Source organism: Bifidobacterium [indicum] DSM 20214 = LMG 11587, assembly GCF_000706765.1.
Classification (GTDB): Bacteria; Actinomycetota; Actinomycetes; order Actinomycetales; family Bifidobacteriaceae; genus Bombiscardovia; species Bombiscardovia coryneformis.
This window is the reverse complement of sequence record NZ_CP006018.1, coordinates 1,620,146-1,634,393: the sequence shown is the minus strand read 5'-3', so window position 1 is coordinate 1,634,393 and position 14,248 is coordinate 1,620,146. Positions and strand designations below refer to the sequence as shown.

At 59.1% G+C, this 14,248-nt stretch carries 11 protein-coding genes, 1 tRNA gene and 1 other RNA gene; 6 read left to right on the top strand and 7 right to left on the bottom strand.

What is annotated here, in order from left to right:
- Positions 1–19 precede the first annotated feature (19 nt).
- The 3 genes from BINDI_RS07220 to BINDI_RS06630 all read right to left on the bottom strand — a co-directional run bounded on the left by BINDI_RS07220 (position 20) and on the right by BINDI_RS06630 (position 5,867).
- Positions 20–3,571: an RCC1 domain-containing protein gene (locus BINDI_RS07220; protein WP_052108999.1), complete on the bottom strand. Its 3,552-nt coding sequence runs from the start codon at positions 3,569–3,571 to the stop codon at positions 20–22.
- Positions 3,572–4,552: 981 nt separating this feature from the next.
- Positions 4,553–4,951: a transfer-messenger RNA gene (gene ssrA / locus BINDI_RS07360) on the bottom strand.
- A 196-nt stretch (positions 4,952–5,147) separates the two neighbouring features.
- Positions 5,148–5,867 carry a hypothetical protein gene (locus BINDI_RS06630; RefSeq protein ID WP_033491113.1) on the bottom strand — a complete coding sequence of 240 codons (720 nt, stop codon included), beginning with the start codon at positions 5,865–5,867 and terminating at the stop codon, positions 5,148–5,150.
- Between the two features lie 766 nt (positions 5,868–6,633).
- On the opposite strand from BINDI_RS06630, the gene BINDI_RS06625 reads away from it, so the two are divergent.
- Entirely contained in the window at positions 6,634–6,813 is a 180-nt protein-coding gene (locus BINDI_RS06625; protein WP_033491114.1) for an antitoxin VbhA family protein, read from the top strand.
- A 1-nt stretch (position 6,814) separates the two neighbouring features.
- On the top strand, positions 6,815–7,405 hold the full coding sequence (locus tag BINDI_RS06620) for a Fic/DOC family protein (protein ID WP_052109001.1): 591 nt from the start codon (positions 6,815–6,817) through the stop codon (positions 7,403–7,405).
- Positions 7,406–7,735: 330 nt separating this feature from the next.
- On the opposite strand, the gene BINDI_RS07215 is transcribed toward BINDI_RS06620, so the two are convergent.
- On the bottom strand, positions 7,736–8,713 hold the full coding sequence (locus BINDI_RS07215; protein ID WP_051875740.1) for a hypothetical protein: 978 nt from the start codon (positions 8,711–8,713) through the stop codon (positions 7,736–7,738).
- A 532-nt stretch (positions 8,714–9,245) separates the two neighbouring features.
- On the opposite strand from BINDI_RS07215, the gene BINDI_RS06610 reads away from it, so the two are divergent.
- The gene (locus BINDI_RS06610; RefSeq protein WP_033491115.1) at positions 9,246–9,584 is read left to right on the top strand and encodes a hypothetical protein; all 339 of its coding nucleotides are present in this window, start codon (positions 9,246–9,248) and stop codon (positions 9,582–9,584) included.
- A gap of 232 nt (positions 9,585–9,816) precedes the next feature.
- On the top strand, positions 9,817–10,983 hold the full coding sequence (locus BINDI_RS06605) for a replication protein RepA (RefSeq protein ID WP_033491117.1): 1,167 nt from the start codon (positions 9,817–9,819) through the stop codon (positions 10,981–10,983).
- Between the two features lie 304 nt (positions 10,984–11,287).
- Here BINDI_RS06605 and BINDI_RS06600 read toward each other — a convergent pair whose 3' ends face one another.
- Together BINDI_RS06600 and BINDI_RS06595 are read right to left on the bottom strand one after the other, a co-directional pair.
- Positions 11,288–12,298 (bottom strand): hypothetical protein, encoded by a 1,011-nt coding sequence (locus tag BINDI_RS06600; RefSeq protein WP_051875739.1) that lies wholly within the window; start codon positions 12,296–12,298, stop codon positions 11,288–11,290.
- 123 nt (positions 12,299–12,421) lie between these two features.
- A tRNA-Lys gene (locus tag BINDI_RS06595) sits at positions 12,422–12,494 on the bottom strand.
- Between the two features lie 145 nt (positions 12,495–12,639).
- On the opposite strand from BINDI_RS06595, the gene BINDI_RS06590 reads away from it, so the two are divergent.
- On the top strand, positions 12,640–13,182 hold the full coding sequence (locus tag BINDI_RS06590) for a GNAT family N-acetyltransferase (RefSeq protein WP_051875738.1): 543 nt from the start codon (positions 12,640–12,642) through the stop codon (positions 13,180–13,182).
- Between the two features lie 90 nt (positions 13,183–13,272).
- On the opposite strand, the gene BINDI_RS06585 is transcribed toward BINDI_RS06590, so the two are convergent.
- On the bottom strand, positions 13,273–13,551 hold the full coding sequence (locus tag BINDI_RS06585; RefSeq protein WP_033491119.1) for an Lrp/AsnC family transcriptional regulator: 279 nt from the start codon (positions 13,549–13,551) through the stop codon (positions 13,273–13,275).
- A gap of 163 nt (positions 13,552–13,714) precedes the next feature.
- Between BINDI_RS06585 and BINDI_RS06580 the strand changes: the two genes are divergently transcribed.
- Positions 13,715–14,194: a hypothetical protein gene (locus tag BINDI_RS06580; protein ID WP_033491121.1), complete on the top strand. Its 480-nt coding sequence runs from the start codon at positions 13,715–13,717 to the stop codon at positions 14,192–14,194.
- Positions 14,195–14,248: the final 54 nt, after the last annotated feature.

The window sequence follows — 14,248 nt, the reverse complement described above, 5'->3', positions numbered from 1 at the left end:
GTGGGCCGACTCGACAGCCTTACTCAAGCGAAGTATCTAGTTGTCTCGATTGCCTGTGATGGCGCTGCGCCGCGATGCCGCACATGGCGACGACGCCGGTAAGCAGCGTGAGCATCATGCCGGCCCCTCCTGCGTTGGGAAGGAGGGTGCCTGCGGGCAGGTACAGGTACGATAGCGACGTATCCGGCATCTGTCGTACGTTTTCCAGCGTGTAGTCGACGGTGACCGTCACCATCCCGGGCTGATGCGCAGGAGTGACCACGGTGGCACTGTGGCCGTCACTGTTGATGGTCAGGCTTGTTGCGGGGCTCCGGTCGAACCTGACTCTGGTGATCACCGGCCGCTTGTTAAACAATACCGGTACAGGAGTCGAGGTCTGCGAGAAGATACCGTCGTTGCCGAGCTGTCCAAAGATGTTGTCTCCCCATGCTTGGGCATCTCCGTCCGGGCCGATTGCCATCGTGTGTTCATAACCTGCGCTTATATGGACAGCACTGAGTATCTTGACAGGCACACAGTTTGGGCTATTCCCTGTTTTTTTGCCGTCGCCGAGCTGTCCATGCCAGTTCCATCCCCATGCCCAGGCGGTTCCAGCCGAGTCAATTGCGAACGAGTCGTTGGGGCCGGCAATCACTTGCGTCGCGTTCAGGTTTCCGTTGCCCCAAGGGGAGCAAACAAGAACGGGGATACAGGCGTTATCGATGCTGTTGTTGCCGAGCTGGCCATACTGGCCCTGCCCCCATGCCCAGGTTTTCCCATCAGTGCCGACGGCAAGTGCGTGCCAGCCTCCGGCACTGACCTGGACCGCTTTAAAGCCGCAGGATGCGTCCATGGGGCAGGTTGGATCGCGAACGCGTGTGGGGGTCGGATAAAAGACGGTGGAATTTGGACCATCGAGGCGATTGTTGCCGAGCTGGCCGAAATTGTTGTACCCCCAGGCGTACACGTAACCGTCCGTTCCGATGGCCAGGTTGAAGGACCAGTTGGTGCTGATCTGTACGGCGCGGAAACTGTTGGATGAATTCGCGGGGTCCTTGACCGGGACGGGAACAGGCTGTCGATCGGTGAATACGGTTCCGTTCCACCCTCTTGCCTGGCTGCCCCAGGTGTATACGGTCCCGTCCGTTCCCAACGCCATGGAGTTCAAAGCGCCGGCGTCTACCTGGACTGCGGTTAGGCCCTTGTATTGGTTCGTAGGGTCATTGGGGTCGCGCACCCTCGCAGGCGTGGTGGTTTGATCGCCGCAATTGGTGTTTCCTAGCTGCCCATGGCTGTTAAGCCCCCAGGCGTACACGTATCCGTCACTGCCTAGGGCCAAGGAGTGATAACCCCCAGCGCTGACTTGTACGTACGTGAAATCCGCCGGGGCTCCATCAGGTTTTTTCACCAAGACTGGAGCTCTGCGGAGGGAGGTTGTTCCGTCGCCAAGCTGCCCATGCTGGTTTGAACCCCAGGCATATGCATTCCCGTCGCTGCCTATGGCCAGAGAATACCCCCTGTGGGGTTCCTCGTTGAGGTTCGTCGCACTGCTGGTCTGGTTGAACTTGATGCCCCTATTGAGGGGTGGGGTGATGCGCACGCTCTGTCCGCCATACTGGCTGCCCCTGTCCGGGTCGATTTGCCAAGTGTCCTGACCGTCGAGTGTCCAGTGGGCGGTCAGAGTGAGGTTCGAAGTGACGGGTTTGCTGAAGTCATAGGCAATCCTGCCATTGAACCATCCGTCGAACAGGTAACCGCTGCGTACCGGATTCGTTGTGGGCCTTTGCACACGCCCATACGGACTGGGGACGTATTGGGCGCCGGGTCGGGGGCTGCCTCCGTCCGCGTCGAACGTGACTGTATATGTTGGGCTTGGTGCAGCAGCTCTGGCGAGAGGCTCTTCCACCGTGTAGGTGAAACTCTTGGAGAAGGGCTGGTTGTCTTGCTTGCCGCTGATGGTGACCGTGGCTTGCCCTGCTGGCCTCGCGGGTGCGTCTGCCTGCCAGGCATCGCCGCTGCGGGTCAGGGTCATGGGCTGGTCGTCGAATCTGGCCGCGTCCAAGGTCGGCTCTTTGGTGACGACGACTTTGACAGGCCTGTCCTGTTGCTTGGTGCTCCACGCAAGCAACTCTCCCTGCAGATTCAGGGCGACAGTCTTGCTGCCGACTGTGAGTGCCTGTATGTAGGACTGCTTCCCGCCGTCCACTTGCGTAGGTGTGCTGTTCGGCTTCCACGCCCAGATTTGGCCTTTGGTGTCCGTAATCAGCACCTGGTTGCCGCTGCTGCTGACCCGGTTTGGGCGTTTGTCATCTGGCAGACGAATCGCGGAGGGCGCAGTTTTGTCTCCTGCCAAATAGCTGGCTTGGCCAGTCGTGTCCATAAGGACGAAGCCTGTGCCGACGCTTTCGACCTGGATGATGGGAGTATCTGCGGGCTGACTGATGCGCGTGGCGTGCGCATCAGCACCGGTCATGTTCCAAGTCCAGGCTTGCCCGTTCGTGTCCACGGCCAAGGCCTGGTCGGCGGCCGTAGTGACAAGCGTCGCATGTGCCTGCTCGGGCAGGGTGACCACGGCTTGTTCGGACAGGCGCGGGCCTGCCTTCTCGGTTTTGGTCTCATCAGCTTGGAGCGTGTGGATGCGACCTTGCTGATCAACGGCCAGGAGCCATCCATGACTGATGTCCGTGCTGATGCTTGTATACAGGGTTTCCCGGGTGACGTCAGGAATCGTGGGCGAGGGCTGCTTGACGGTCCAGGTGTAAAGGTGATGATCCGATCCCAGTGCCGCCTGCCAGTGGTCACCGGTGCCTGCTTGCAGGTAGTGGAACGCGTTCCGAGACTCAGACGGGGCCGGAATGGACGTTGGAGTGGCTGCGCCGTTCCAAGTGTAAAGACCACCGTTGCTGGTCTGCCCGATTAGCTGGTCTCCGGAGGATTCCAGGTGGGAGAAGCGCGGTTCCTTGCTGGAAGGAGGGTTGATGGTCAGGCGGGCCCCTGAGGCAGGTCCATGATCGGGACTCAGCTGCCAATCCGTGTCCTGGACCCACTGGGCCGTCAGAGTCATGTCCTCGCGGACGGGAATCCGGAAGTCGAAGACCTGGTCCTTGTATGTCCATCCGTTGAATCGATGGCCTTCGCGCTGCGGGTTGCTCTCCGGCGGGCCGGCCAGGGTGCCATCCTGCACGGTCGTTTGCGTGGGCGGGGTTCCGTCCGACAGGTCGAACCGCACCACGTGCGAGGTCTGTTTGTTTGGCTTTTCCGCCGGCTCGGTTGAGGAAGGCTCCGCATCATCTGTTTCACCGATTGTTGGAGATGGCGCGCTTGTGGATGAGTCGGTCGGGGTCGCAGGAGTGGTGCTTAGCGCATTGCCTGGCGTTGTGGCAGGCGAGGGGGTGGGCGTCAGAAGAGAAGTGTCCGATTCGTCGTTGTCATTGGTGCCAGTGGACCCCTCAATGACGGAAGAGGCCTGCTGTCCCTCTGATTCTTCGGGGGTATCGGTTGCACTGGCGACAGCCATGCCCAGGCTCGACATGAGACCCAGCACGGTGACTATGAGTGTCAGCGTACGGCGCAGACTGTAGTTCAAACGCATACTTGCATACCCCTTCATTGACAACAGGTACTGACCGTTACCCTTGATTCGCGGACTGTAAGCCGGTGTCACGCATTACATCGACCCGTCGGACGGACCATCCAGTCTTCCCCAAGGTGGTCCGACACCAACAATGTCAATACCGACAATGTCCAATCAGGTTCCCAATACCTGTAACTAACCGTAGCAGTCTGTTCTATAGGATAAATTATTATCTCCTATATTGAGACCTGTGTGAGACATGTCTCAAGGCCGCCATTTTCGTCCATGATTTAAGCCTTTTTCCTTGCTAAACCGGGAAAAGTCTTTGTTGTGTTTTCTTGCCTCTACGGCAGGATCTCTTGTTGTTGGGCAACAGTTTGTTGCGCATGACGAGCGCCAGTGAAATTAAATGCGGCGATACGTAAGTCGGGCAGTGAGGCTTGTGCGGTTAGTGGCCTTATTGGATGCCCTTGTGGTCTTAAAAGTAAGTGTACTTGCATGAGAGTTGCTGAGAACAATCTCGCTCTAGATTCGAAGCTTGAGGGAGCAATCGGCAGTTTGATGTGTTGGCAAGTACTCTTCTTTGTGGCCTGCTATTGAGTGCTTGGGGAGACATCTCCCCAAGCACTCTTGAGCTTGTTGCGCATGCCATCACGCAAAGGTGTGCCACGACTTTGGATGGGACTGAGAGCGCCACGAATCTTATGGAGCGGTGACATATTTGACGTCATCAGTCGAGGCAAAGGTGATCGGTGGTGGTTTTGCGCGTCTAACAGATGTACTCCATGTACTTGGCCGCAGAGATCGGTCGGCTCTCAGAGCGCTCATATCTGCCGCTTTTTGACCGCTTATTGCCGGACACGACATCTATATATGTTCAATTGGCCGCCACAAAACTCAGATAGCTCTATACGACAAAGAGATGTAGAAAAGTGTGACTAGGTCTTGTTATCGTTTGGGTGCGCCACTTTTCTATGTGCAAAGTGGCGCCTGGTAAATAAGTGGAGCTGCGGGGAATTGAACCCCGGTCCGATGACCGTACCCTCAGTCTTCTACGTGCGTAGTCTGCTGGCCGTTATGGCTATCTGTCTGCCCCCACCTGTGTCGCAGACGACTGGTGGCGGGCATAGCCGCAGGAAAAGTCCCCGGATCGTCCTGCGGTGCAGCGGTCCGGGCAAGTCTTCTTAATGACGCTCAGCATCCCCCCGAAGGCGAAGGAGAGTGAACGGAGCAGCTGCTCACTGGTTTATCCTGGCGCGAAGCTCAGGCAGCGAGAGCGAACTCAGTGCGGTTAGATTTAGCACTTGTTGTTTGCGGGAGGACATTAACGAGCGGACCCCCGCGTTCTCGGCACGCTTCCCTGCGACGAACAGGTCACCGTCGAAACCGATCAGCCCCAATCTTCAGTTATCAAACCTTGCCGGCACTCTTCGCGACCGGCCTCGTCAGTATACAACAGATACGAACGGTTGGTATTCCGCTTCCCTTAGGTGTGAGCGCCGGAATGGACGGTCTGCCTGCTCCCCATCCCGTCCGGCAGGGCGGGGCGCAGTCGCCGCACCGTGGAGGGGGCCGACTGCCGGACAGGCTGGGCTTACTGGCCGGCTGGAGTCTGGGCCTGAACCGAGGCGTTCACCTGGTCGATGGCGGCCTGGAGTGAGGCGGCAGCTTCCAGGTATGCATCTGGCTTGTTGCCCTTGGCCTGTCCGGCCTGCTCGATGGCGGTCTGCAAACCATCGCGTACAGCGCCATCCGTTACTTTTCCATCGGTGTCGACCAGAAGACTCAACGCCTCGCCCTTACGCCTGTCTAAGGTGTCCTTGGCATTCTGGAGGCTCTTTGCGTCTCGTGAAGCGACCACGGCCTTGGCGGCCTCCGTGTACTGGCTGGAGAGCTCGTTCAACCTGGTGTCGTATCGACGGGCCGTGTCGGTTGCGTCGCGGAGTTCTGCTGTGGACATGGCGGCGTCGCATTGGACACTCTGCAGCCTGGTGCCGCTGGTCCTTTTGATGGTGTTGCCAAGTTTGCGGATGTTGCTTATCGTCTTCGGGTTCTGCACCTGAGGAGCCCGGATGGCGGCCGCCTCCTGATGCTGGTCCACTGTGGCCTGTGCGGTCCTGGAGCTGTCGTACATGGACTTGACCGATGCTACACAGCTCGCTACTGCGGAATCGTGCCGACGCGGCTCATACAGGCTCCACCCGACGATGCCGGCCACTGCCAACACAACAACGACAGCGACAGCCGTTATAGGCACCATCCACTTGGGACGGCGGCTGGTCTTCCGGCGGTCAGTGGTGGGTTCCTTGTCCATGGTTCCTCTTTCTCGGCTTCGGGCCACTCGGTTCTCCCTCCAGATTCGCACAGGTCGACGGGAAGTGAAGACCGAGGGAGCCTTGGGTGCTTCCTGCCTATCGCCCTGGGGCATCGGTACCTCGTGCTGTCCGGGCGGTGTTCCTGCCTTCTGCCGTCTCATTGCGCGTCAACCTATCAGAAGTCAGTGAACACCGGATACGAGCCTACCGCAAAATCACTAGGCATGCGGACCTGTTGCTGTCGTCCAGGACAGCAGCGAACCCTGATAGAGCTTCTGCTTACTTTTCAATTCGTCGTGATCCCTGAACCGGGACTTCTGGATAGGTCGAGTCGCTCAATTGCCTTGTGTTTTCGATAGTTCCATATTCCTTTTGATTTTTTCCGTTGCGCCCCGTTTTTCGTTCAAAACATGTGAACCTTTATGTTATGGAACGTGAGGAATCTATGAATCTCAAGAAAGCGGTGTACGAACAGCGAACCAATCAGAACAGCCCCAGTTCCCGACCCCAACAAGGGGAAGTCAGGAAGATAAGAGATATGACGAAACTGAGGGGGGGGGAGGGATGCTGATCGTCCACGTAGGATATAGAGGGCCTGGCACAGGCGGGCACGCGCCTCACTGCACAGAGGTTCCTTCGTTATGAGTGGGGTGTGCTTGTCAGGTGTCCATGGAAGAGCGACCTGTTGAAGCTCCAGGTCGTATCCGGGAGACCAGCGTAGATTACCTGGCCCTCAACTATGACCTTGTAGGAAGGTGACGGGACATGACGACGGAGATTCATGGCCGCAGGGAGATTGCGGAGGAGAGCATCCACTCCATAGAGATGGAGAACGGATCCATCACGCCGTGGATGCGGGAGCAGGTCCGAGAGTGGGTCGAGGGGCGGACCGACATTCCCACTCTGGTCAAGCGGACCAGATCTCATTACGGACTGGAGTCCTGAGATGGGCGCGCCGCACGATTCCTATCTCGTAGAGGGCGCCGACGTGCTCAGAAACAAGGTCGGGGCGACCACTTGGTCCGATCTGGAGTGCAGGGAAAACGATCTGGTGTTCCTGAGAATGAACGAGCTCATGGAGAACCCGCCGAAAATCGACGGCACTTTTAGGCAGGTCCAGGAGATGCACAAGGCCTTGTTCCAGGATGTATATGAGTGGGCGGGGGAGTTGAGGACGGTGGACATGAGTAAAGGTGGCGGGCCATTGTTCCAACCCGTCGTCACCTTCCGCACGGCCATCCGGTACTACGAGGAGGTTTTTAGGGAGGACCACCGGCTTAGGGGAATGGACAGGGACAGGTTCGTTGCCAGGCTGGCCGTCAACTTCGACAACCTGAACGTGATCCATCCGTTCCGTGAGGGCAACGGCAGGACCCAGCGGGCCTATTGGAGCATCGTTGCGCATGAAGCGGGGTGGGAGATTCCCTGGAGCCGCATATCCAAAGAGGAGAACATCCAAGCGTCGAAGAACGCCGTCCTCGGCGACCAAAGCGGTCTGTGTCGCATGTTCGACAGGGTCGTAAGACCGCGAGACTAGAAAGAGCTGAATGCGCCATGTCGGTCGGTTCCTAACGGTGAATTGCAGCATAGCGAAGAAGGGAACCTCGGCAGGCATAGACAGAAATCGAACTGTCCATCTAGCAGCTACTGGGTCTCGACTAGCTGAGTATCCAAGGCCCTCGAATGCCTCCTCCGGGGAGGTTAAGGGAGTAATCCAGGTACCATTCCAAGAGTGGGCGGGAGCAAGGCCCGTCTCCGGACCATGCGCCACCACATCAAACTTGTACACCAACTCATGGTCGTCCGTGAAAAGCCAGCGGGAGAGGAACCTTCCAAGAACCCGGCCCTGCTGGCACATCTTGATCAATCACCCAATGCCACAGCCGCCATCCGGCCTACAGCCGTGCATTGAGTTATCAGGCTCATTGATGAAGTCATTCCATTTCTGGCTACTTCCTTGTGATGTTGAAGGTGCGGGCTGCTGGACTGGCGCGGGGGCTGACCAGCCTCCGCCACCGCCCTGCCCGTAGGAGGGCCGGTAGGAAGGCGTGTATCCGCCGCCGTAGGATGGGGTCGCCTGCTGTGCCGCCTGTTCTGCGGCCTGCTGGTCCGCCTGGGCCTTGGCCTGCATGGAGGCGTTCACTTGGTCGATGGCCGCCTGGAGCGGACCGGCCGCATCCCGGTAGTCCTTGGCCTTGCCCTTGGCCAGGTCGGCCAGGATGATGGCCTTCTGTAAAGTCTCGCGGGTGGTGTTGTCCGCCACTTTGCCGTCGCTGTCGCTCAGCAGCCTGGAGGCCTCTTCCCTCTTTACGCCCAGGGCGGTGCGTGCATCGTCCAGGTCCTTCGCGTCCCTGGAGGTCAGAACTGCCTTCGCGGCCTTGTCCAGCTTGTCGTACTTGCTGTCCAGGTCTTCAGCCTTCTGCTTGGCAGCCTTCAGATCTTTCGTGGACATGGAGGCATCACACCTGACAGTCTCGGGTTTGATGCCGCCGGCGTTCTTGACGGCCCTGGCCATGGCGACCACCGTCTTGGCATCCTTGACCTGATCGGAACTGACCGCCCAGGCCTTCCTCCAGAGGGCGGCCCTGGATGCGGAAGACTCCTCAAGGGAGGCTGCGTCCATGGAACACCGCTCTTTGACCGAGTGGTGCGACATCCCCGTATAGACGAGACAAACAACAACCACTGCAACCACAAGGGAAACCAGCACAAGGAGGGGAATAATCACAGTCCCCTGCCGGGTGTGCCCCTCGGCTGCATCGTCCTTGTCCGGCGCGCGGCCCTGATCGGGTTCCTCCGCATCGGCCACGGTCTTCGTGATCCGTTCTTCCTCTTCCTTGTTCATATCCCCTCTTCCTGCGAACGTGTACGATTCCCTACGACATCAGAGGAAAGCGCGAGGCTCCGTGTTACAAGTGGATCCTTGTACATGTTCATCCTTACCTCAATGGGATTCGGTTGTGCCGGTGATTAATCTTGGCTGATAAGTCACCGGATTTCACCGGTCCCGAACGTGTACTCCCCCGGGCAACCGGGGGTTTTCTATTTCCTGCGGGCATCCGGTCCGCGCAGCATGAAGCGGCCTCTCCGGGGAGATGTCCGTCGACTTATGCATCATCCCGTCTCCCCTTCCCTGACTGCACCGACTGCGTCACTGCTCATGAACCGTGCACCTGCCGGGTCTCCCACTTCGCGCCGCGAGGGAGATCAAACACGATAAGCATAATGCGACCATCATTGATCAATGAGCAAGAAGAACGTGTTACCTGACAATGCTGGACGGCCTGGGCCTGGAGGACCCCAGCCCCGGTAAACTTCCCGTGGACAGAAGACGATTTACCGGGCTTTGAAGAGCCGTTCATGTAAACTGGGTCATCATGATGAAGGCTAGCCAATGGACCGCCATCGACAAGGGGACAATCGACCTCGTCAGACACTTTCTCCGTGAAAACAAGCCGAAAATCAACGCCCGCGACCTGGCCACGTTGCTGGACTGCTCGGAGTCGAGGCTATACAGGATATTCCACTACAGCAGCACCCCGCTGACCGTGGGTGAATTCACCTCGGTATGCACGATGTTCGGCAAGAACCCGGCCGACGAGTATTCACGGATCCTGAGCCTGGCGGAACAGGACAAACCGGCACTGCAACGAACGGATCTACTCGTTCGACGCATAGAGGATGCACTGACGGACTTCCATAGAACAGGCCAATAGACCCGACAACAACCCATCAGCCAAAGACCGGAAAAGGGGAATTCCCGATTTTATCGAATCCAAGACGAGGGAAAGCCAAACAGGAACTAACCGCCCGTAACGGGACTTCCAGAGGCCGCTGAAAGGGGTCCCCGATTCATGGGTATGATGGGCCTGAACAAGAAGAAACCTCCGCCTGCTGTAACAGAACGGAGGTCAGAAAATGAATTGAACAAGAGAGAGTGTACCCCATATGACGGATTACTACAAACCGGACTCTCCGGACGGGTTGCAATGGCAGCAGCTCGGCAGGCAGAACCGCTCATACCTGATGCAGGACTTCTGCCGCATAGGACTCCCCATCCGCAACCCCGGGCCTGACACCGCCAAGTGGGTCAGGACCAACGGCAACCTGACGTACGTCATCCACCCCCACACCATCCAGAACGAAGATGGCGGGGTCACCCACATCTGGCCCTATGGGAAGAAGGCCAGACTGCTCCTGGTATGGATAAGCACCCAGGTGGTGCGCCAGAAGGACCACAACACCGACCGCGTCATCATGCTCCCCTCCACGCTGAGGGAGCTGATGAACGACCTGGGAATGCACAGGAAACCCACGGCGGCCGACTACGACGACTTCAGCCACCAGATCAGTGCCCTCTCCGACTTCAGCATGACCATAACCAGGACGGGGACCCCGCCGGAGACAGGCTGGGTGACTGGCAAGGACGTGACCCTGGTCGAAAAATCAGATGTAGGGTGGTCCCGGTACACCCCGAAGGACGCGGCCTCCGAGGGGTCGTACATCAAGCTCACGAAGGAGACCTGGGACAGGATGTCCAGGAGCACGTCGCTGTCAACCGAGATAGTGGAACTGCTCACCATGACCGGGAAGGGCGTTGATTTCGACATCTACGCCTGGCTGTCCCAGCGCATATGCGCGCTCAACCATTCGAGCTACCACCGGACCCCGGTCATCCCCTGGACGACGTTGCAGAAGCAGATGGGTTCTAACTACGCCGAAACCAGGAACTTCGTGACCCACTTCAAGAAGGGGCTGCAACATGTGGCCGCCCTGTGGGATGCGACCCTGATTGAGGCCGGCAAAGAGGGACGGCTGAGATACAGCTTCGAAAGGGGCGGACTCTGCCTGTACAGGTCCCCTGAATTGCTCGTTGATGCCGATTATGACACCTATACAGACCACTTGGCACTGCCTCTGCCCGAACTGGTCCGGGAGAACCTCGTTGAAGCGGGGCAGGCATTTGGCATCGGCCTCATTCAGGGCCTTCTGGGCATGGGCTACGCCGTCCGGGAAGCATGGTCACCTCCATCCGGCCAAGCGCATTGTGGACACTGTTCAGATCCGCAGCGGGGCCGAACGTGCGATTATCCGCCTCCTGATGGACTCAGCTGACTTGGGTGTCCATCACCCCTCCGCCCTGGCCGTCCGAATTGCCCGCACCGCCACCGGCGAAAGCGGCGGGGACACCCGCCAACATCGAGGCCCCGCCACCGCGGCGGCAAGGCCCTTGCGCAGCATCGTCCCGGAGTCCAGCCGCCCGAGTCGACCGGCCCAGGCCCTGATCTTCCCTGACTTTTGCACATTCTCAATTCCCTTCCGATATTATGAAGGGGACGGCCTTATGGTCGTCCACAATAAAAGCCAGCGGGATAGGAGACCTGCAAGAAACCGGTCCCGCTGGCACATCTTTAATCAATCACCCAATGGCGCACACACCAGCTGAATTGCATCCATTGCCGAGTGGCACTTGAGTTTGCAGCCACTGCTCCCAATTGAAGTCATCGCTGGAGTTTCCTCCTCGTGGTACTGAGGGTGCAGGAGCGGCCGGCGCGGGGGCTGACCAGCCTCCGCCTCCACCTCGCCCGTAGGAGGGTCTCGCCTGCTGGACGGCCTGGGCCTGCTGCGCCGCCGCCTGTGCGGCTTCTTCTGCGGCCTGCTGGTCCGCCTGGGTCTTGGCCTGCATGGAGGCGTTCACCTGGTCGATGGCCGACTGGAGCGGACCGACCGCATCCCGCCAGGCCTTCGCCTTGTCGCCCTTGGTCTGCTCGGCCTGGCCGATGGCCTGTTGCAGGGTCTCGCGGGTGGTGTTGTCCGTCACCTTCCCGTCGCTGTCGCCCAGCAGCCTGGAGGCCTCTTCCCTCTTCGCGGCCAGGGCGGTGCGTGCGTCGTCCAGGTCCTTCGCGTCCCGGGAGGCCAGAACCGCCTTCGCGGCCCGGTCCAGCTTGTCGTACCTGTCGTTCAGGTCCTTCGCCTTGTCGGCGGCGGCCTCAAGGTCCTGAGTTTTCATGGACGCATCGCACCTGACCGGCTGCGGCTTGATGCCGCCGGCGTTTTTGACGGCCCTGGCCATGGCAATCACCGTCTTGACATCCTTGACCTGATCGGAGCTGATACCTGCAGCCTCCTGGTAGCGTGCCGTCCTGGCGGCGGCACCGCCGGCCGGCTTCTCCAGACGCGCCACGGCCCCGGAGCACCGCTCAACAGCTTGGGTGTGTTGACGATTGGAAACCACCCGCCAGCAGATCAGGCCAGCTGCAATAAGGACAACCACGGCGGCGGCGGTGACGACTGGGATCATCCACCTGGGCCGGGTCCTGGTCGCTCCGTCGGTGTCCTCTGCGGATTCGGACGCTGGAGGGGTCTGGGAGTCCTCCAGGCCGGATGGAGGACTGATTTCCTGGTCGCCGGAGGTTGGTTCCTTATCCATGCTTCCTCTTTCTTGGCCTGGGCTGCTCAGTCCTATCCCGGGTTCGTACATGTCGGAGAGAAACGGGTACTATGGAAAAACGTGCGGACTTAGGTACCTAGCCGTGCCGCAAGAGCAGATTTGTGCCCCCCCTCGGATTCGAACCGAGAACCCACGACTTAAAAGGACGCTGCTCTAACCATTGAGCCAGAGGGGCAACACAACAAAAATACACGGCTGGGACGATATTTTCCAATCTCGCGGTTTCTTCCGAGGTGTGGTGTCAGGTGAGATGACGGAAAGAAGAGCAACCAAGGCTTCGTTTCGCGGCGTGTAGAATGTTGGCTAATCAAGGAGCGGGTATGGCTATTCGATTGGTTCGTCTCGATGCGGCTTCGACGGGGTATGCCGACGAGGCATGGGAGTACATGCAGGCATGCAAGGCCGTAGCCGGTGATGAACTGGCTGGTCTGGGGTGTCTGGAGGACTGCACGTCGCTTGAGCAGGTCAGGCGGCACTGGTTGCCCCAGGTCGTCAATGAGGCCGAGGGGGAGAACCTGCCTCCGGGATACGTGCCGGCCTTGCAATTCCTGGCCTTGGAGCCTGATGGGACTCTGGTCGGGATGATTCAGTTGCGCCTCGATTTGAATGATTATCTGCTGGAGCTGGGAGGAAATATCGGCTATTCGGTCCGCCCGGACAGGCGGCGTCGTGGGTACGCCAATCAAATGTTGGCAGACTGCCTGGGTGTGGCCCGGCAGGAAGGGCTGGACAGGGTTCTGGTCACCTGCGACGAACATAATGAGGGCAGCCGACAGACCATCCTGTCGAATGGCGGCAGGCTGGAAGACACCCGATATACAGCAAACGGGCTTGGAATTCAGCGGTACTGGATTGACTTATAAGGTACGGGTCCGTCCGCTCATATAGGTGATCTGCACAGAGGCGGACCCGCGAGCCGCGAGCAGCTCCGATAACCGTCGAGGGTCAGTGAATCAGTCCAGGCCGAGGTCGTATGCGGCGTCCATGTCTTCACGGGAATATGTGCGGAAGGCCGTAAGGGTCTGGGTTCCGGTCACGCCTGGTACCTTGGCGATGCCACCGGGGATGACGGCGGTCAGATCGTCGAACTTGCCAGTGGAGACCACGGCCACCAGGTCGACCTCTCCAGCCACGGAATAGACATCCTTGACCCCGTCGATTTCGACAATGGCACGTGCCACTTCGTTGATTCTGTCGGACTGGACCGTAATCAGTACGATGGCGTTTGTCATGGCGGCTCCTTGCCTAGGTGTGCTCATGCCCAGTATATGGTCTGCCGGTCGGCCGCCGCGGGCATGGTCCACAGCGTGGAGCATCACGGGTCAGCTTGTGAAATAGGTTGGCATATTCAACCATTGCCACCACATCGGCATCTCCGTCTGAGAGAATGAAACCATGGTCTGGGTGATTGTGCTCATATGGGTGCTGGTAGTGGTGGCATTCATCGTCTACGTCCTGCGTCTGGCGCGCGGGGAATCAGCGAATCGCGCCTTCTCCCAGTCTTTGAATGAGCGTGTGTTCAGGGGTGCCGGGCGGCGGCGTGAGGACAGGTTGCCCCGCATCGGTGGAGGCAGGCTCTCCTTTATTCCCAACCCGGACGGAAGCGCGGAGGACTCCGAGGAGGGTGGGCCAGGTTCCATCAAGTGCCCGGTATATGTCAACTCCGCCTCGGTGGTGGAAATGAGAGCGCTTTTGTCCTCGGACTTTACGGACGAGATCGAGCTCTGGCAGACCAATGAGGGGAACTTGGTCACGCCTCTGAAACCGCATACGGACGATGGGTTCGAAGGATTCATCGTCGAAGAATCCGCACAGGCCGGTGAGCCGGTGGCGGTAACGTCGGATGCCATACCGGCGGTCAGCCCCACTGCCTGACAGGTCGTCTCAGGGAATCACCCTCTCCCTTGGCGGCATAAGATACGGGAGCGG

Bases quoted from the DNA above. Each gene is read 5' to 3' on its own strand.
- BINDI_RS07220 (WP_052108999.1), bottom strand. From the start codon at position 3,571: ATGCGTTTGAACTACAGTCTGCGCCGTACGCTGACACTCATAGTCACC.
- BINDI_RS06630 (WP_033491113.1), bottom strand. From the start codon at position 5,867: ATGGACAAGGAACCCACCACTGACCGCCGGAAGACCAGCCGCCGTCCC.
- BINDI_RS06625 (WP_033491114.1), top strand. From the start codon at position 6,634: ATGACGACGGAGATTCATGGCCGCAGGGAGATTGCGGAGGAGAGCATC.
- BINDI_RS06620 (WP_052109001.1), top strand. From the start codon at position 6,815: ATGGGCGCGCCGCACGATTCCTATCTCGTAGAGGGCGCCGACGTGCTC.
- BINDI_RS07215 (WP_051875740.1), bottom strand. From the start codon at position 8,713: ATGAACAAGGAAGAGGAAGAACGGATCACGAAGACCGTGGCCGATGCG.
- BINDI_RS06610 (WP_033491115.1), top strand. From the start codon at position 9,246: ATGATGAAGGCTAGCCAATGGACCGCCATCGACAAGGGGACAATCGAC.
- BINDI_RS06605 (WP_033491117.1), top strand. From the start codon at position 9,817: ATGACGGATTACTACAAACCGGACTCTCCGGACGGGTTGCAATGGCAG.
- BINDI_RS06600 (WP_051875739.1), bottom strand. From the start codon at position 12,298: ATGGATAAGGAACCAACCTCCGGCGACCAGGAAATCAGTCCTCCATCC.
- BINDI_RS06590 (WP_051875738.1), top strand. From the start codon at position 12,640: ATGGCTATTCGATTGGTTCGTCTCGATGCGGCTTCGACGGGGTATGCC.
- BINDI_RS06585 (WP_033491119.1), bottom strand. From the start codon at position 13,551: ATGACAAACGCCATCGTACTGATTACGGTCCAGTCCGACAGAATCAAC.
- BINDI_RS06580 (WP_033491121.1), top strand. From the start codon at position 13,715: ATGGTCTGGGTGATTGTGCTCATATGGGTGCTGGTAGTGGTGGCATTC.